Here is a 19113-nt window from a genome sequence, read left to right as displayed (position 1 = left end):
TTAGAAAGAAATTAGTTTACTGGTTATTAAGTTTTTTCTTTGTATTTTATTTTTTGTTTTGTTTGTTGTTCTATCTACATCTGAAATGGGTGAGTCTGTGCCGTATAGGTCTTGGTTGCTATCTTTATTTCTATCATTATTGTTATTGTTTGGATTATGTTTCATTTGAGATGATGTTTCTAACATTTGTTCTTGCTCCTTACTAGGGGTATTCAGGGCATACGATGGGACGTGATTAATCTGTTCGCTTATTAGATTTTCTTTGTCCATATTATACAGCTCCTTTTTAGAATGAGATAAAAAACAATAGAATTATTAATAGACACCCCGTTATTTTGTGTCTTTGAAAGGAATTATATACAAATTTATATTGCAAAGTTAACTATTGAACTATTACCTTATACAAAAGAGGAACGCAATGCTCGATTAGAAGCAGATGAGAATACATTAAAGATATTAAATGTAATGAGAGAACAAAATATCATAAAAGAATCGTGTGAAATTATCAAAATAGAAGAAGGGTCTACAATTATGCATGTAACCCTTCCAATTCCTTCTAACGTTAAATTTAGAGACATTAAAAAACATGTAGAGGATATAAGGGTAGCTGTTGGTTTAGAGGACCTACAATTATCATCTGCTTCAGAACTGAACTCAATTATGTTTAGTTTTCCAAAAGAAAAGCGAAGTGTTGTTTACTTGAGAGATATCTTAAGCAGTTCAGAGTTTTTAACGTTCACAAAAGAGGCGAATTTACCAACGAAAATTGCTTTTAGTTGTGGGAGTTATCATGACTACAAAACTGTTTTTGGAAGTGCACCAGGTGTGAAGTTACTTGGTAAAGGAGATGCTTTATTAAAAAGCCCTGTCATGAGCGAAGAATACGTAAGGTTTCAAAGTCCTGTAGTTGACTTATCTAAAGGCAAAACTAAGGATATATTGCAAAATATATGTGATTTGTTCCCTTATGAACGTCCAAACAATGGTTTAAACATAAAGCCATTACCAACACCATATGAGAGGATAAAGACTTATATTATAGAAACAGGGGATACGGCAGTGACACGTGTAAAACAGGAAATGAAACTAGATGTGAATGTAATTCGTAATATCATGGATCAGTTAGTTGAAGAAGGTTTACTTATAAAAACAGGAAAAGGGAGATTTAAACTGTTAGATGAAGCAGATGAAAAAAGCACGAAAATCCATTGATTATTTTAAGACAATTAAAGGGGGATTTTATTATGAAAAGTTTTGTCTCTTTTACTTATCATACTCCTGGGTGTTTTCGAAAAGAAAAAAACATTTTGAAGATAATGTGTTAGCAGAGCGATTTGTATATTCTTTAATCGCTCAATCGGTTTCAGCGCTTTCTAATTATGAAGTAGAGAAATATATGCAAAGTGAAGAAGAAGAATTTGAGAAGACAATGGAGTATTTCTTTGATACAGAAGAGGGTTATTATTTAGATTTATTAATTGAAACACCCATTCCAAAAAGAGAATTGAATAGATTAATAATATAACTCGCATATAGATAAAGATATATAACTACAATTAAGTATTATAATTAAAAGCAGCTATCAAAAAATATTAAGTAAATTTCGATGAATAACGTTAAAAGGTTAGAGTGAGTATTTTGATTTTCTAGGTAATCATTATTCAATTAAAAAATATTAAAAATTACAGTTATTGCATTTAACGTATTAAAATCATGATTCATTTCCTCATAAAAAAGTAAAATCAAAAGTACATCTAGAAAAACAAATATCGATTTAATAAATCTGTTTTTGATTGTAATGGCCATTGCAATCAAAAAAAAAAAACAATAAACTTACTTCTCGTACCAAATGAAGTAAGTTTATTTTTTACACCTTGAATCCCGCTCATCATCTTTATAAGATTTTTAGCCCATTTTTCTAGCTGCTTTTCATGATCTTTACGATTAATTATGTCTTTTTTGATTAATTTATCCCTCTTTTCTATATAATCTGTTAATTGATTTTTCATTTCGACCAAATTCGTTTGTAGTCAGCTTGTTTAAGAGCATTTCCAATTAGGAAAACATGGTTTTATTGCGAAAAATCAAATATCTTAATTAATCTATTATGTCTTCTTAAAAACTAATAATTATCAAATCCAAATTTTCCCTAAATCTACATTTCCATTTTCATCAACTTCAAATCCTTGTATTAATGACTGAACATTAAAGTGTTTACATGGACGATAGGTGTATTTCAAAAGATTATTACTTAATAAGTAATTCTCAATTTCAAGTGAAATTATTTTCCTCGATTCAGAATTAGTTTTCATTCTATAATTTTGGGCCATTTGATTTATCTCAAGTAAATGTTTTTTTGAAAGAAACCTATTTAAAAGAAGGGTGTCATTTAATATAAAATCTAGAAAACCAATTTCTAGATCACTTGTAGGTATTTCAGAACCAAAAGACATGTGAGTTTTAAATTCAAGTTCTGACTTATAAAAATCAGAATCAAATTTATATGGCCTTAATATTAATTTGATTCCAAATTTTCGAGCTTCATTAACAAACCATTTTCCATCCTCTATTACCCGAGGGTGATCAATAAGACCCAAGATAAGTGTTTGCCCTTGATAATTTGATTTTTCTATTAGGTCAAGTATATTTTCTTCCTTTTGTTCAAATTCAGATATCCTAAAAAAGAAGCTAGAAATAGGTGTAATATTGTCTTTCTTTAAATCTTTTCCCATTTTACCTATATCAAGTATCTGACACAAGGCTTTTCTCATATAATTATTTACCACATAATTTTGTGTTTTCTGACTAAAAATCAAATAATTTACTCCGCAACGCTCTTTAGTAATTTTAACAATTTCTTCTTTATGTGATTCCTTTGAAGGACTATATAACATTGGATAATGTATATCCTTTTTAATATACCAAAATTCTATTTTATCTGTTAATGGTAGCTCTTTAAAATAATTAGGAAAAGCTTTTAAAAGTAGATAATCCTCCTTTTTTTCTTCAAGTATAAATTTACCACAACCAATCCATGAATCTTCATCAAATAATACATCTCTAGGGAGTATAACTAATGGATAGTGCGAAACAATTTTCTCAAAGAATGGATCTGGATATGAAAGGGAAAATGTAATTCTATATGGAGTATCACAAATGATCTCCTTAATATTAGATACAAGCCACTTACTTGTTAAGCCTTTTTGAGCATTAAAAAAAGTATGCTTTACATCCAAACTATCTAATTCTCTCCCATGGTGAAAATAAATATGTTTTCTGATATCAAAAGTCCATTTAGTAAAGTCCTTGTTATGTTCCCAATGATGGGCTATACAAGGCCCAACCTTTTTGTCTGTTACATTATATTTTAAAAGAGTTTCACTTAAATTTTGAATTAAAAAACTTTCAAAGGAAAGTGATGCTACTAACGGGTTTAAGGTAGCTAACTTGCGATTCAATAATAGCCGTATAGTATCAGAATTATTGTCTGTACCGTGCATTTCAAATATTTCATTTAGTTCTTTTCTAAATGAAAAAAACCAAGATCTAGGAATATTCAATTGGACAATAGAAAGAGAGAAATTAATATTTTTGTTTGCTAGCTCTTGTTTAAGTACTTTATTCACTTCAGAGTAGAAAGATTCTTTAAAAATTAAACAAGACTGATGCCCGCGCCCTCTACCAGGCAGATATTCTAAATATTCTAATTCATGATACCGTTTTAATTTCTTTTTTACATTTTGCTTACTGTATTTCAAAACTTTTTCAATCTCTGTTAAGGTAAAGAATACTTTTTGATTAATTTCTCGAGGGTATAGAAATGCTCTTAATGTATAGTAATCTATGTCTGTCATTTTTTTCTCCTTAAAAGGGATACATTTTTCTAATATTATATCCTTTTTTTTACATGTTGAATATAGCAATATTTATAATGTAAGGAAGGAGGAAAAAATGTTTTCAAATTTACATCCTTTAATAAGAAATAGGTTAATAATATCTTTTATGAGCAAAGCTGGAGCATCTATGTTACTGCCATTCATAGCAATATATTACACCAGAGAATTAAATGCATATTGGGCATCTATGTTTATTATTATTACGACAATCATTCAATTTATTTCAGGGCTATACGGTGGATATAAAACCGATTTAATAGGAAGAAAGAAACTAATGGTAATAGGAGAACTTATTAAATTGGTTTGTTTTCTTTTAATGGTCTTCCAATTCTCTCCGTATATAATGTTTCTGTTAGTTTCTACTATTAGTTGTGCACAAGGAATAATTAATCCAACTGGGGAAGCAATGTTAGTAGATTTGTGTGATGAACAAAATAGGGCAAGAATTTTATCTTTAAATTATTGGGTTACAAATTTATCTATTATGATAGGTACAATTGTTGGAGGGTGGCTATTTAATTCTCAATTTATAATATTAATTATTTTGTTTTTAAATTCAGTTGTAATATCATGGATTACAATTTTTAAAATCAAAGAAACCTTTGCAAAAACTGAAAGAAAAGAAGAGGGATTTAATATTGTAAATGTTTTTTCCACTTATAAATTTGTCTTAAGTGATAAATGTTATCTCTATTATACAATAGGTAGTATTTTGATTTTAGGAGTAGAATTGCAGCGTAATAATTTGATATCAATACATTTGGCTAAGAATATAACTCCTTTTCTACAAAAATTAATTTTCGGATTACATACTACAATTGATGGGGTAAAAATATTAAGCATCCTAACAACTATTAATACAATAATTATTATATTTGGAACACCATTTGTAATTTCATGGATGAAAACAACAAGGATAAAACCATTTATTACTTATGGAATATTATCTTTTGCTCTAGGATATTCAGTGCTAGCATACACAACGGATTTGCTTCTATTATTTGTTGCAATATTATTTATTTCGGTTGGAGAGCTTTTTCATGCCCCAGCTAAGCAAGCTATATTAGCAGATGTTATTGACCTAAATAATAAAGGATCCTATATGGCAATTAGTGGTATTAATTTTCAGGTAGCAAAAATTATTGGTGCTGTCTTCATTTTTATTAGTACATTTAGTAATGAACTAATAATTTCAATATACATTTTCTTATTAGGAGTAATAGGACTTACGTTTATTTTATTGAGTATTAAATTAAATGAAGAAAAAATTAAATCAATTGGAGATGAAGTAATATGAACCTTTCTGTATCAACAAACTTTGATAATCGATTAATTGATGGTGTAAAAGATTTGAAGGTAACCAATGTATTTGGCAAATTAACAAACGACTTCGTAGGTGGAGGACTAGAAACAGATTTTTTAGACGCAATTGATAAAAATAAGGTTGAAAATCATGTTCAGTATGCTCATGATCATGGTATAACTGTTAACTATACATTTAACAACCCATTTCTATCTAACGATGAATTTACATTAAACGGAAAAAAAGAGTTAAGAAAATTATTAGATTGGATTTCTGATATCGGTATTGACTCACTGACAGTTTCTATACCAATTCTTGTACGCTTTATTAAAGATAATTATCCAAATTTGGGCGTAAAGGTTTCTTCTACGGTATGTGTGAACTCTGTAGCAAAAGTGAAACAGTGGGTCGAAATGGGCGCTGATTGTATTGTTTTGGATCCAATGACAACCAATCGTAATTTCCCACTATTAAAAGAAATTAGAAAAGCTACTAATATCGATTTGGAACTTATTGTGAATAATAATTGTCTTTATGAATGCCCAATGCTACCGTATCATCAAGCGTTCCTAGGCCAATCTTCCCGTATTTCAGGAAAAAAAGTTACAATGGACTATTGTTATTTAGGTTGTTCTTCAAAAAGGGTGTTTGAACCAGCAAATTATTTAATATCTGATATTATCAGACCTGAAGATTTGCACCTTTATACAGAAATGGGCTATGACCATTTTAAGATTATTGATAGAGCGACACCAACTGAAGTTGCAATAAAAAGATGTAAAGCATATTCAGAGGAGAAATTCGATGGGAATTTACTAGAAATAATTCAACATTATGGTTATAAAGATGTAATGTCTCCCGAAGAATTTTTAAACAATATTTATATTGATAATAGTAAGCTCACTAAATTTATGAATTGGTTTGTAATGGATAAATGTAATAAGCTTTATTGTGGGAAAGAATGTAGATACTGCTATTCATATGCGGAAAAGGCAATTACTACTTCTAATGAATTCAGAGATAAATACAAAATAATGGTTGAAAGTGAAAAAGAAAAAATCGAGAACTTTTAATTTGGTTCTAGCAGAATTAAAACTTCCTTAAAAGAGGATCCGCAATCTATCCTTCTTTATCTTAATATAAGGAGAATGAAATATGTCTCAATTAAATCATTATAGAAAAAAAATTGATGAGATAGATAGTGAGTTACTAAAAATTTTATCTGAAAGATTCGAATTGGTAAGGCAAGTTGGAATACTAAAAAAAAATGAAACTATTGATATTATGCAACCAAATAGAATGCAAGAAATTTTTGAAACCAGAAAAGTACTAGGCAAAGATTTAGGACTCGACACTACATTTATCAAACCACTTTTCGATTTAATAATTGATTATTCTTGCAATATTGAAGATGAAATTATTAATGTTAAAAAGGAGAATATAAAAATTGAAAAGAATTCTGATTATCGGTAATTTTGCTTTTGGGAAGAACTATTTAAGACATGCCAAAAGGTTAAATTTTGAAGTTATTCTTGCAACACATGAGTTACAAAATGAGTTAGATAAAGAGGAATCAAAGCTACTAGATTATTATGTGCATGTCGATATTTTAAACGTTCAGAAAACTGTTGATAAATTAGTGCAATTATACACAAAAATCCCTTTTGATGGTGTTCTGGCCGGACATGTCTTCCTTCCTGAAATCGCTAATAGAGTAGCTGAGACTTTAGGTTTACCTTGTATCAGTGATTTTGCAATTGAGCATACAATGAATAAACTTAATAATCGAAAACTTTTAAAGGAAGCTGGATTATTCAATTATCAATTTTTTGAAATTAAATCTTATGAGGATTTATTGAATCATAAAAATCAAATTAAATTCCCTTGTATTATTAAACCAATAAATGGATTTGGGAGTATTAATGTTAGAAAAATTTACAGTTTTAGTGATTTAGAAAAGGAATACCAGGAAAACTTAGCAAATAACGATTATGCAAATTTAGGTAATATTTTTTCTAATGTGATGTTAATTGAAGAATATATAGAAGGAAAAGAATATTCAGTAGAGTCTGTTATCGAAAATGGAAAAGTAAATATTTTAATGATTACGGAAAAAGTTTTTCATAATAAATTTACCAATGTTGAATTGGGTCATATATTACCGGCTAGAGATTTAACCGAGGATATAATATCTAAAATAAAATTATATGTTACTAAAATACACCAGGCCTTACAAGTCAAAACAGGTATAACGCATGCAGAAATTAAAGTCAATAAAGGAAATATCTCTTTAATTGAATTAAACCCTAGGATCGGGGGCGGCTGTATACCAGATATGTTGGGGAAAGTATTAGGTATAGATATGTATGAATTAATAATCGAAAATAGCATGGGAACCAAGATGGATAACATTCCAAAACCAAATGGAAGTGCTTTTATTAAATTTGTTCATGCACCTTTTGATGGTATCTTTAAAAATATAGAAAATGTTGAATTAGTAGAAAACGACCCTAACTTTGTACGATTAGAATATAAAACAAAATTAGGGGATAAGGTAAAAAAATTAAAGGATAATCGTGGACGCTTAATTTTATTTGCTTTTTATTCACCTAAAGGATATGAAGATGTTAAAGAATCTGTAGCAAAAATGGAGAGTTGTATTAAAGTTAGTTTGGAGTGATTTAAATGAGTTCAAAATATTGTATATGTGTTGGAAGAAGAGAAAGTGTATTAATAAATGTCAAAAAGAGGGGATATAAAACCATAGTTTTAGTAGATAAAAGTATGCCACCTCCTTCTATGGATTTATGTGATTCGTTTTATCATGTAAATGATATAACAGATATTAATGAAATTAGCTCAATATTAAATAATTTTAAGCAAGAAGATTTTATAACTGTAATTGCCTCAGGAGAAAAAGGAATAATGATTGCAGCTGAAATTAGAGAACTTTATAAAATAAAAGGGAAAAAACAAAATGAATCACTAAATTATAGAGATAAATACAAAATGAAAAAAGTAGTCTCTTTAGCTGGATTAAAGATTCCTAAATGTATTGAGGTTGATAATTTTGAAGATGGTTTAAAGTTTCTAGAAGAACATTCTAAAATTATTGCTAAGCCACGAGAAGGCATGGGTTCAATAAGTGTATCTATTATTACAAGCAAAGCTGAGTGGATTGACTATTATAATTTTTATTTAAAAGAAAAAGGTTTATTTCACTTTAAGAACGGTATCCTGCTCGAGGAATTTATTGAAGGAATCGAGTTTCACATTGATAGTGTCATCCAAAATAATGAGATTAGATTTGCATATGCAAGTATGTATCCAGAACCACTTGTTGGATTTGAAAATCACAACTTTATAGGTACTATTGCTTTAAATAAGGATGATGAATTACATGATAAATTGCTTAATTACAATCGACAAATTATTAGGGCATTTAATATAGAAAGTGGTGTAACACATTTAGAATGCTTTTTAAATGAATTAGATGACTTAGTATTTTGTGAAATTGCTATTCGTCCTGCTGGAAGCTCTATACCCGAGAATCTAAAGTTACATACCAATGTCGATATTATTGATGCTTTTGTAGGAGTAGAGTGTTTTGAGGAATTAACTTTAAACCCAATTATTAAACCTGGGGTTACAGGATCCATTCAAATACCAATGACCAAGAATGGTAAAATCAAAAAACTTTTTTCTGAAACTGATATATCTAAACTAAACGGAATCATAAAAGTTGATTATTTAGTTAAGAATGGTGATTTTGTAAAACTTGCAAATGCATCACACCAAAGAATTGGAGATATATATGCTTATGGTCCTAATTATCAAACTGTTTTAGAAAATTTAAAAGAGGCGTTAAATAGATCATTCCCTGAATATGAATAATAACCAAATAGGAGTAAAGACAAATGAAATACTTTCTCGTTGAAATAGAAAATGAAAAAAGAGATCTTAGTAGTTTAATAAGTGAATTGGGTAATGAGGAGTATATATTTTTTTTGGATTCCTCAAGCGTAAAAATGAACGAATTTTCGAAAAGAGATTATAAAGAAAGATATTCCTATGTTGGCTGGAATATAATAAATTCATTTGAGTATTATAATGACCAGAAGCCTGCATCAATTGTAATGAAAGAAATGGATCTATTTTTAGAAAAATACAGCCAATTACAAGCAGGCAATTTAATTAATTCACCAGATATAAAACCTCAATTTTTCACTTTTCTCAGCTATAATTTTGGTGAAAAAATTATGGGCGTTTGGGATGAAAAAGATAATATTTCCCATTTCCCAGATGTAGCTTGTTATTTTTGTTCAGATAATCTTATATACGATCATCAATTAGGAAAATTATACTATATTGTTATTACGAATGAGGAATTCTCTACTAGAAGATTAAAGCAAAGATTCAGCATGAAGTTTCGGATTGTTAACAACAATCCAAAATCATACCAGATTAATAATTCATATGATGAATCTATAAAAAGTAATATGTCTTTTGAAAAATATATCTCAACAATAAAGAAAGTAAAAGAATATATATACCGAGGACATATCTATCAGGTTAATATTTGCCAAAAGTTTTCTTGGATGGTTGAAAACAACCCTTGGGAATTGTATAAAAAAATTAGAAAATCAAATCCCGCTCCGTTTTCTTCGTATATGAAAATAAAACAAAATTATATTTTATCAACAAGTCCAGAACGATTTCTCAAAAGGTATCAAAATAATATATACACCGAACCCATTAAAGGAACAAGACCAAGAGGTCAAAATCCAGAAGAAGATAAAAAAAACTATGAAGGATTAAAAAATTCTGTAAAAGAATGCTCGGAAAATACTATGATTGTTGACCTTTTAAGAAATGACTTGGGAAGAATAGCTAAATATGGGACAGTAAAAGTAGAGAAGCTCATGTTTATTGAAGCTTATAAATCTGTTTTTCAAATGATATCTTTGATATCGGCAAAATTAAAGGAAAACCTAAGTTTTGGTGATATTATTTTAGAAACGTTTCCTGGCGGATCTATTACTGGATGTCCTAAGAAAAGAGCAGTAGAAATTATAAAAGAATTAGAGCCCGAAAGTAGAGCATTATACACTGGTACATTAGGTAGAATATCTTATGACCTTACCGATTTTGATCTTTCTATAATTATACGAACAATTCTATTAAATGGAAATAATGCTAGCCTTTCATTAGGTGGTGGAATTGTTTATGACTCAAAAGAAGAGAAGGAATATCAAGAGACGTTAGATAAAGGAAATGCCCTAATAATTGGATTAGCAAATAAAAGTGAGGAAAAAAGTTATGCTATTAGTAATAAATAATTATGATTCTTTTACCTATAATTTAGTTCAATACATTGGGAATTTCACTACTAAAATGAAGGTAATTAACAATGATAAGATAAACTTTAATGAAATTTGCAAGTTAAATATTGAAAAAATATTAATATCACCAGGCCCAAAATCCCCATCTGAAGCAGGTCAATGTAAAGAAGTTCTGGATATATTTAAGGATGAAATTCCTATCTTAGGTGTCTGTTTAGGACATCAAATTATTGGAGAATATTTCGGTGCTTCAGTCACATTTTCTCCATATGTTTATCATGGGAAAACGTCAAGGGTTCATCATGATGGGCGAGGAATATTTAAGGGGATTAAACAAAATATAAACGTTGGAAGATATCATTCCTTAATTGTAGAAAACACAAATTTTCCACACGATCAACTGGATATAACTGCCCAAACAGAAGATGGTTTAATTATGGGCATCAGGCATAAGACTTATGATATTGAATCAGTACAGTTTCATCCGGAGTCAATATTAACAACTAATGGGATTGAAATGATTTCTAATTTCGTTAATAAATAGAAAATGGAAGGGGGATAAATGTGAGGATTTTGCTTATTGGCAGAAATATGGCTTTTATAAATAGTATTTCAAACTTATCTATTAATCATGAGGTGTATGTTATTGAATCACCCGATGTTTTAAAAAAACTAAAACCATACAATAATAATGTTATTAAAGAAATTATCGAAGTCGATTATATGAATAGCCCAAACTTACTTGAAAAAATTACGGACATTATTGAAAAGGTAAAATTTGATGGTGTTATACCTGGATTTGAATATGCTGTACGTGCAGCATATTTAGTTGCTAATGGTTTGAATTTACCTAACATAGGATTAATCGGAAGTTCAATTTTTACTAATAAACTTCTTTTGAGGGACTTTTGCAAAAAAAATAAAATTTCCTCTCCTAATTATAAGAAAATTTCGGAAAAGGGGGAATTAATTGATTTTTTTAAAGGACAACCAATTATTTTTAAACCAACTAACAGACAGGGGTCAATTGGAGTAAAAAAGATTTCAAGAAAAGAAGAAATTGATGACGTTTTTGAGCAATCCTTCACATATAGACCAGAAAAATTATTATCTGATAGTAATTTTTATTGGGAGTATATCGCAGAAGATTTTATACCAGGATATGAGATTAGTGTTGAATACCTTGTCAAAGATGGTAAAGTACAGTTTATTAATTATACTAAACAAACAAAGTTAGAAGAGTTTATTGAAATTGCGCACGAGATACCTGCAAACATTAATAATAGTATCTGTGAAAAAATCAATGAAGAAATGCACAAAATAATAGATGTTGCAAAAGTTGGCACTACAGTTTTACATGCAGAATGGAAAATTAATAAAGAGCAACCATATTTAATAGAGTGTGCCGCAAGAATTCCAGGAGACTTTATTTCGAATGGGATATCTGAGGCTTATGGGTTTAATTTTAGACAAGAATATATTAATTTAATGTGTAATAAGCCGATAGACATAAAAAAAGATAATTCGAATGTTTCTTTTATTCAATACTTTTTACCGGAGAAATTTGGTAGGTTAGTAAAAATAGAAAATCTAAATTTATTGGAATTTTACCCTCAAAATATTGTTAACTGGGAATTAAATGTTGCATTGGGAGATGAAATTAAACCGTTTCAATGTAGTTGGGACAGAATAGGTTATTATATTTTAAAGGCAGAGAATTATGAGGAAGTACAAAAGATCGTCAATGAAATAAATTCGAATGTTAAATTTATAGTAAAAACAGCTAGTAAGCAATTAACTTTATGAATTTATATTAATTTTGAGTCGGTTAATATATATAACGGCAAGTTTTAAGATTTTCATGTTTTGAATTTCAATTTTAGATAGACTAAACAAGAAAAAGAATAAATTTATTGATATGAAACTTGAATTATCTACACCATTGAATTCAGCCTATTTAGACTAATAGTTTAAAAGTGTAACTTATTGATTAGTGGCTTTTTTTATACTAGCCTAAGCAACCATTTAGGTGTAAAAGCTTAAGAACATTTTTGCTATCACCAAATAAAAAGGAGAGAATAAGCTTATAACAGTATAAAAAGGCGGCTCTTTAATTCAAAAGCGAATTTGAGTTGTCTTTTTTTACATTATTTTAATAGTTTTAAGAAAATAAGATCATTTCCTTTATATTACTAGGTTGCTTTTTTAGGATATAATCGTTAAAAAGTAAAATTCTCTTAACAAATATAGTTTGCAGGGATTAATGATTTAATTTATCAAGTTATCTTCTATGTTCCTGAGGAGGAAACACGCCCCTCTTTGATGAAAATATGTTTAATAGCAGAAAATTTAATATTCACATTTAAAGAAACATAAATTATTTGGGGTGTGAAATATGGGAATTATAAAAAAACAGATAACTCTTAATGATATAGATATATTAAGAGGACCACTAGATAAGTTACACGAACACCATAACAGTCAATCAAAATATTTTTCTGGAGATTATCCGAGAATCACTTTTGAAGAACGTATTGAAGAGTATAAAAAAATATCAAGAGGTGGAGAGTTTAGGATTGAATTATTAATTGAGTCAAGAGGGCTCAGCATAATTGGGTTTTGTATTTCATATAGAAAAAATAAAAATGGTAAGATTGATGTTCTATTTATTGATGAGAAATATCAAAGAAATGGATTGGGTATAAAGTTAATGAATAGTGCAATAGAATGGTTTAAAAAAATGAATATTAACGAAATAGAATTATTAGTTGTATATGGGAATGAAGTAGATTCATTTTATCAAAAATTTGGATTTAATCCTCGTTCTATAATTATGACTGCCAAATTATAATACAGAGAATGTTTATATTATCCATAAAAGGAGAGAGTTGATGTAAAAGCATCATGGTAATTGTATATAACTCCAAATTACTGACATAAAAATATATAATTGTGTTATTTAAAGGTTAAATTAGATTTTATAGTCGTATAAATAAGGGCTTGGAGAATGTATCATGTAGAAGATTACTTATATAGCAACAAGGAAAAATTTAATGTTGAAAAAGGAGATAAATAAAATGCAATCTACTACAATTAAACCTAACTCATTCAAGAAGAAAAAACCGCTCCTTGTCTCTCGTGATACAAAACCTGAAAACACCATTATAAATATTAATGGTGAAAAATTTGGTAATGGGATACCTTGTTTTATTATGGGACCCTGTGCCGTTGAAAGTTATAATCAAGTGAAATTAGTAGCTGAAAATATGGTGAAGAAGGGATTAACACTTATACGTGGAGGTGCATATAAACCTCGTACTTCACCTTATGATTTCCAGGGATTAGGACTTGAAGGCTTAAAAATATTAAAAACTATTGGACAAGAATTTAACCTCAGTATAATTAGTGAAATTTTAAGTGTTAAACATCTAGAACCGGCATTAGATTACATTGATGTTATTCAAGTTGGTTCTAGGAATATGCATAATTTTGAGTTATTGAAAGCTGTAGGAAAAACCAACAAGCCAGTCTTATTAAAACGGGGCTTAAGTGCAACTATTGAAGAATTTAAATATGCTGCGGAGTACATTTTATCGCAAGGAAACGATAGCGTTATTCTGTGCGAACGAGGCATCAGGACTTATGAGAAAGCTACCCGCAATACACTTGATATTACAGCGGTACCTATTTTAAAACAAGAAACACATCTACCAGTTATTGTAGATGTAACCCATTCAACAGGTAGAATAGATTTGCTTGCACCTGCTGCAAAAGCTGCAATAGCAATAGGTGCAGATGGAATTATGGCTGAAGTACATCCAGATCCATCAAATGCATTATCAGATTCTAAACAACAAATGGACTTTAATCAATTTGGAGAATTTATGAGTGAAGTTCAATCTTTTGTTAATGTACTTACAGATAAAAATAAAATATTAGTATAAATTATAAAACTAAAATACAAGATCATTATAGTACTCTTTTACAATACCAATGTGGTATTGTAAAAGGGTATTCAATAGGAAAATAACGTATATAGTACTATATACGTTATTTTCTTAATGGTAACCATTCCATGCAGTGCATACCACTAATCCAATAAGGATGCTCACCAGAAAAATGCAGATCCACAATGTTAAGCAATAAGTTTAGCAGCCTTTTAAATAAGGCATAACTTGAGCTATTTCTTATAGGGTTTTACACCCACTTCTTATTTTCGTATGTTTAAACTTTTAAATAACGTATTATCTTTGTACAACATTCAGGGATAACAATGTATATTTCTTCCGTTATATTCATAATTGGGAGCGCATTTTTTGGAAGTGCGAAACAACTTGAAATTAGTGAAAAAATACCTTCCCCCAACGAAACGTTACGTTAACTTATCATGTACAGGGAAATGTCATAACAAATCTTTTTCTAAATAGTATAATTGATAAAAAAAGGAGGGTTCTGATGAAATGGGCAAACTTTATTAAGAACATAACAACAGATTGTAAATTTAATCCACCTGCAACAGAAGCTACGATAACAAAAATTGAAAATATGTTTCAAGTTAAACTCCCAGATGAATTGAGAATCGTTCTTTTTGAAACAAATGGGATTGAATACAGTGAATTCAATCTACCTCTTGTCTGGAATACAGACCAGATCCAGAAAGAAAATTACAATATGCGTAATGAAAAGTTTTTTAAAGAAATGTACATGCCATTTGACTCTTTTTTATTTATAGCTGGTGCGGGAAATGGAGATTTATTTGGTTATCGTGTATTAAATGGACTAATTAACAACTATGATATCTATATCTGGAATCATGAAAATGATAGCCGAATATGGGTTGCTCCCAATCTACAAATCTTTATAGAGAGATGGTACAAAGGTAAAATTTCGATCTAGCAATGTGTAAATTCCAATAACGAATTTTATGTAATAAGCTGTCCTCATGGGCAGCTTATTGTATTTTTGTCTTAGCTTTTTTGGGGGATTTGACATGAAGTTATACCGTATTAAGTAAAGATGAACTGTTTATGTTGAATTCTCATCAAGCTTTTTATAACAAATGTGCATTAGTACACAAGATTGATTCTATTTACAAACAATCTTTTTTCAAAGTATAAAGGATTCTCCTTTAATATAAACACTTTTTTAGTATGATTTGAATCAAGCTATATTTATAAGCAAAACCTCCACCTTCATATCTATATACCCCACTTTAAAGCAAATTTGTTTTTTATCATTTTAAGTATAAATATTCCCTGTATCATCTCCTACTTTCTTAGTTTTGGTAGAAGAAATTTATATACTTAAAGTAAAGGGTTTATTATCAATAAAGGGGGAGGATAATTTGGAGGTATTTAACTCAGCTGCTCCTGCACAAACACATAATGAAGATCTACCATTCGATATTTCCTGGATGACCGATTGGATTGTAGACTGGTTTGGTTCTTTGTTTAATGGCGGCAGTGATGTAATAAAAGATGGGGGAGATAAAATAGATGGTGCAGTCCATGCGAGTGTGCCTGCATTTTTTGATGTTATTTTCCTTATCCTTTCTGTAGTAATTTTAATATCATTATTAGTTTTTGGCGCTTCTTTATGGTTTAAACATATAAAGTGGAAAAAAGATCTATATATTTTGGAGTAGGTTCATTTATTTTCATCCTGTTAATAAGGATTCTACCAGTATTAATGTTGACTACACGTTCTTTTGATTTTCAAACCTTTATGAGTAATATGGTGGGTTTAATTACTTCTATAATTTTAGGAACAGCTGTATTAATGTTTTTAATATCTTTAGCATTAGGTATGCTTTATAAGAAATTTGAACATCCCAAATATGGAAAATGGAGTTCAAGTTTAAGATATAGTTCAATTTTTATATTTGTAACGACATTGTTAGTACCGGCCTTACTGCGCCATTTATAATTTTGGTTTATATAAGGAGATAGAGGAATATTGAAGGTAACATCTATATTTATTCCTTCTAAATATACTAGTACTTATTCTCCTTTAGGTTTCTAATTTAAATCTAATAAGTTAAAAAGCTTTTGGTGTATGAGGTTTTGGTAAGGAAGGATGAGTATTAGTGACTACGTTCATTGTAATGGTTAGTATTTTCTTAATTCTATTCGTAATTGGTCCTAAAGCGACTAAGAGAAAAGAAGAAAAAGATAGAATAGAAAAAGAACATAAGCAGAAAATGGAGGCTTTAGAAGAAGAAAAGTTGGATTTTGATATTAATGGAACCAAAGTAAGGTTACATAAAAAGCCTAAATTAAAGAAAAGTATATATAAAATAAAGAGTAACAGATAGCTTTTTAATTAAAAGGGGAAAGGGATAGAATGGACAACGGGTTTCTTTGAACAAAGTAGGTAGCATCATACCGAACAGATGTAGAAGAGTGATTTAGGGAGTTGGTACAAGGAATATGCGACGAATTAGAAATTGTCATTGTCGCTTTAGAGTGTAACAAAGACCATACTCATATGTTTTTAAACACGCTGTCAACATTTAGTCCTTTGATATTATGGCAAAAATCAAAGGAGTAACTTCAAAGAAATGAGAGAGGAATTTCCTTACCCTAAACATTTGCCAAGTTTATGGGCATGTAGTTATTTTGTATCTACCGCAGGAAATGTATCGAGTGCAACTTTTAAACAATATGTAGAAAAACAAAAAACAAGGAGCTGAGAAAGGTGCAAATTAAATGTAGTAATTGCGGATTTGAACAATTTATGAAAGACCATAATTTCAACAGAGAATATAGAGATGACTACAATAATGCCTTGTTTGTTCTGTGTGGGAGAAATGCTTGTGATACTTCTCAAATTAAAATTCCGAGTGGTTATATCAGAAAAATGATGTGGCTTGGTTCGTGGTCAATTGTAAGAGTTATAACTTTAGACGAATACAAAAGTCTTAAGAGAGCTAGATTTATTAGGAATTTAGTTGAAGAAAAATGTACCAAACGATAACAGTAAAAATCGAGCTACTTCCTACAAAAGAACAGGCTTTCATCATAAAGGCTATTGAAAGAGAATATATCTCTACAATCAATGCACTTGTATCTGAAATGGCACAGCAAAGAAAATATATGAAATGAAAGAAGCCATTTGTGATAGAGTGGCTCTTTTTGTATTAAAATATTTTCTCATGTTCTGTATTTTGTTGCTTGAAGTGAAACTAAATCTGAAAATAGCTACTAATTCTAGAGTGATACCTAAAACTTGAATTACTTTCTTCATTTTCTTCTATGAATATTCAAAAATAAGTTTCTCAAGTTAAAATATTGTGAATATATTTATAAATGCAAGTATACCGTGATAATATTTGATAAAAGGGGGTAGGAGCAGATGAGTGTTAACCTCATTTCTAACGAAAAAATCACCAAATTATTAAATGACTGGTATCAAGCTATGATTGCACAACGTGTATTACAGTCTGAAAAGATAAAAGAAGATATTGAAAGTAAAATTAATTATATCAAGGAAGATCAAACAATATTAATGTATTACGCTTTACTAAATGCGCGGTACAGCCTTCTAATTCGTGATACGAAGGGTTCAAAAGATATTTTAGATAGAGTCGAACCTTTACCAGACGAAAATGAAATATTTTTAGAGTACTATTATCATTTATTTAAAGCTATTTACGCCATCAATACGGCAAACAATAGTGAAGCAAGGGTTCATTTTGAAAAAGCTGAAAAGCTTCTAGATTACATGCATGATGAAATTGAAAAAGCAGAATTTAATTATTGGGTTGCTGTTTACTACTACCATATAATGAAACCAATTCTAGCAATTCAATATGCTATGAAGGCAAATGAAATATTTATAAATAACGCAGGATATGAATTGAAAATAGCTGCATGTTTAAATACTTTAGGAATGGCAAACATACGACTAAATGAATTTGAAAGTGCAGAAGAATATTTACTTTCAGCATTAGACACTTTCAAAAAATCAGGTGATGAAATTCTAATTAAACGCGTTAAGCATAATTTAGGACTTTTATATGCCAGTCAAAACATGCCAGAGTTAGCAGTTAAACATTTAGAGAATTCATTAGAGAATAACTTTAAAACTATGTTTCTTTTAGCGAGAGAACATTTCAAGCTAGGAAAGCATACTATTGCTAATGAATATATTGAACAAGGTTATAAGCTTAGTGATGTAGGTTATCGTCATCATTTCGAAATCTTAAGGGCATTACATAATAAAGCACCACTCGAAGAATTTGAGAAATTAGTTATAGAAGGTATTTCTTATTTTGAAGCAGAAGAATTATATGAGTGGGTAAAAGAATATGCTTCTCTTTTAGGTGACCAATTCTACAATTCAAAAAATCATGAAAAGGCAAGCAAATATTTACACATTGCTTTAGACGCAGACAAAATAAGCAAAGAAAGAAGGGCGCTAAAATGAAAAAAGCTATCTTATTAATGATGATGTTGTCCACTGTTTTTACTTTTGGTCTTACTAATGTAAAAGACGTACCACAACAAGAATCAATTCAAGTATTTATGGATCATGGGGAACATATTTAATTTTCTAAAAAGAGGCTAATAAA

Annotated in this window: 20 protein-coding genes and 2 pseudogenes; 18 read left to right on the top strand and 4 right to left on the bottom strand. The window is 29.3% G+C overall.

Translation table 11 applies throughout. The features are described 5' to 3' along the window. Window positions 1–270, bottom strand: coding sequence for a hypothetical protein (locus QCI46_RS28580; RefSeq protein WP_353842047.1), 270 nt, complete (start codon window positions 268–270; stop codon window positions 1–3). Between the two features lie 195 nt (window positions 271–465). On the opposite strand from QCI46_RS28580, the gene QCI46_RS28575 reads away from it, so the two are divergent. After that, window positions 466–1212: a hypothetical protein gene (locus QCI46_RS28575; RefSeq protein ID WP_353842046.1), complete on the top strand. Its 747-nt coding sequence runs from the start codon at window positions 466–468 to the stop codon at window positions 1210–1212. Beyond that, the gene (locus QCI46_RS28570; RefSeq protein WP_353842045.1) at window positions 1178–1525 is read left to right on the top strand and encodes a hypothetical protein; all 348 of its coding nucleotides are present in this window, start codon (window positions 1178–1180) and stop codon (window positions 1523–1525) included. Before QCI46_RS28575 ends, QCI46_RS28570 begins: the two co-directional genes overlap by 35 nt. A gap of 140 nt (window positions 1526–1665) precedes the next feature. Here QCI46_RS28570 and QCI46_RS28565 read toward each other — a convergent pair whose 3' ends face one another. The 3 genes from QCI46_RS28565 to QCI46_RS28555 form a co-directional block, all read right to left on the bottom strand. After that, the gene (locus QCI46_RS28565) at window positions 1666–1806 is read right to left on the bottom strand and encodes a DALR domain-containing protein (RefSeq protein WP_353842122.1); all 141 of its coding nucleotides are present in this window, start codon (window positions 1804–1806) and stop codon (window positions 1666–1668) included. Between the two features lie 5 nt (window positions 1807–1811). Next, window positions 1812–2009: a hypothetical protein gene (locus tag QCI46_RS28560; RefSeq protein ID WP_353842044.1), complete on the bottom strand. Its 198-nt coding sequence runs from the start codon at window positions 2007–2009 to the stop codon at window positions 1812–1814. 123 nt (window positions 2010–2132) lie between these two features. Further along, window positions 2133–3854 carry an ABC transporter substrate-binding protein gene (locus QCI46_RS28555; protein ID WP_353842043.1) on the bottom strand — a complete coding sequence of 574 codons (1722 nt, stop codon included), beginning with the start codon at window positions 3852–3854 and terminating at the stop codon, window positions 2133–2135. 97 nt (window positions 3855–3951) lie between these two features. On the opposite strand from QCI46_RS28555, the gene QCI46_RS28550 reads away from it, so the two are divergent. The 16 genes and pseudogenes from QCI46_RS28550 (at window position 3952) to QCI46_RS28475 (ending at window position 19090) form a co-directional block, all read left to right on the top strand. Next, the gene (locus tag QCI46_RS28550) at window positions 3952–5193 is read left to right on the top strand and encodes an MFS transporter (protein ID WP_353842042.1); all 1242 of its coding nucleotides are present in this window, start codon (window positions 3952–3954) and stop codon (window positions 5191–5193) included. Further along, window positions 5190–6272, top strand: coding sequence for a U32 family peptidase (locus QCI46_RS28545; protein WP_353842041.1), 1083 nt, complete (start codon window positions 5190–5192; stop codon window positions 6270–6272). The genes QCI46_RS28550 and QCI46_RS28545 overlap by 4 nt, the downstream gene beginning before the upstream one ends. Before the next feature lie 82 nt (window positions 6273–6354). Continuing rightward, entirely contained in the window at window positions 6355–6672 is a 318-nt protein-coding gene (locus QCI46_RS28540) for a chorismate mutase (protein ID WP_353842040.1), read from the top strand. Next, window positions 6647–7879 (top strand): ATP-grasp domain-containing protein, encoded by a 1233-nt coding sequence (locus QCI46_RS28535; protein WP_353842039.1) that lies wholly within the window; start codon window positions 6647–6649, stop codon window positions 7877–7879. Before QCI46_RS28540 ends, QCI46_RS28535 begins: the two co-directional genes overlap by 26 nt. A 5-nt stretch (window positions 7880–7884) precedes the next feature. After that, window positions 7885–9093 (top strand): ATP-grasp domain-containing protein, encoded by a 1209-nt coding sequence (locus QCI46_RS28530; RefSeq protein WP_353842038.1) that lies wholly within the window; start codon window positions 7885–7887, stop codon window positions 9091–9093. A 23-nt stretch (window positions 9094–9116) separates the two neighbouring features. Then, complete coding sequence (pabB, locus tag QCI46_RS28525) at window positions 9117–10538, top strand: aminodeoxychorismate synthase component I (RefSeq protein WP_353842037.1); 1422 nt, start codon at window positions 9117–9119, stop codon at window positions 10536–10538. After that, entirely contained in the window at window positions 10519–11085 is a 567-nt protein-coding gene (locus QCI46_RS28520; RefSeq protein ID WP_353842036.1) for an anthranilate synthase component II, read from the top strand. Before pabB ends, QCI46_RS28520 begins: the two co-directional genes overlap by 20 nt. A 20-nt stretch (window positions 11086–11105) precedes the next feature. After that, a complete protein-coding gene (locus tag QCI46_RS28515) occupies window positions 11106–12347 on the top strand; it encodes an ATP-grasp domain-containing protein (RefSeq protein ID WP_353842035.1) in 1242 nt (413 codons plus the stop codon). A 589-nt stretch (window positions 12348–12936) separates the two neighbouring features. Continuing rightward, window positions 12937–13392 carry a GNAT family N-acetyltransferase gene (locus QCI46_RS28510; RefSeq protein WP_353842034.1) on the top strand — a complete coding sequence of 152 codons (456 nt, stop codon included), beginning with the start codon at window positions 12937–12939 and terminating at the stop codon, window positions 13390–13392. 226 nt (window positions 13393–13618) lie between these two features. Then, window positions 13619–14485 carry a bifunctional 3-deoxy-7-phosphoheptulonate synthase/chorismate mutase gene (locus tag QCI46_RS28505; protein WP_353842033.1) on the top strand — a complete coding sequence of 289 codons (867 nt, stop codon included), beginning with the start codon at window positions 13619–13621 and terminating at the stop codon, window positions 14483–14485. Window positions 14486–14996: 511 nt separating this feature from the next. After that, window positions 14997–15437, top strand: coding sequence for an SMI1/KNR4 family protein (locus QCI46_RS28500; protein WP_353842032.1), 441 nt, complete (start codon window positions 14997–14999; stop codon window positions 15435–15437). Between the two features lie 430 nt (window positions 15438–15867). Beyond that, window positions 15868–16466, top strand: a pseudogene (locus tag QCI46_RS28495) (hypothetical protein). A 160-nt stretch (window positions 16467–16626) separates the two neighbouring features. Continuing rightward, on the top strand, window positions 16627–16854 hold the full coding sequence (locus tag QCI46_RS28490; protein WP_277484268.1) for a hypothetical protein: 228 nt from the start codon (window positions 16627–16629) through the stop codon (window positions 16852–16854). Between the two features lie 92 nt (window positions 16855–16946). After that, window positions 16947–17232, top strand: a pseudogene (gene tnpA / locus QCI46_RS28485) (IS200/IS605 family transposase); the annotation flags it as partial. A gap of 662 nt (window positions 17233–17894) precedes the next feature. Beyond that, window positions 17895–18968, top strand: a complete 1074-nt coding sequence (locus tag QCI46_RS28480) for a response regulator aspartate phosphatase (protein WP_353842031.1) — start codon at window positions 17895–17897, stop codon at window positions 18966–18968. Next, entirely contained in the window at window positions 18965–19090 is a 126-nt protein-coding gene (locus QCI46_RS28475) for an aspartate phosphatase (RefSeq protein WP_098190307.1), read from the top strand. Before QCI46_RS28480 ends, QCI46_RS28475 begins: the two co-directional genes overlap by 4 nt. Window positions 19091–19113: the final 23 nt, after the last annotated feature.

It is taken from the genome of Bacillus cereus group sp. RP32 (assembly GCF_040459735.1).
Classification (GTDB): Bacteria; Bacillota; Bacilli; order Bacillales; family Bacillaceae_G; genus Bacillus_A; species Bacillus_A wiedmannii.
This window is presented reverse-complemented; position numbering and strand designations above follow the sequence as displayed.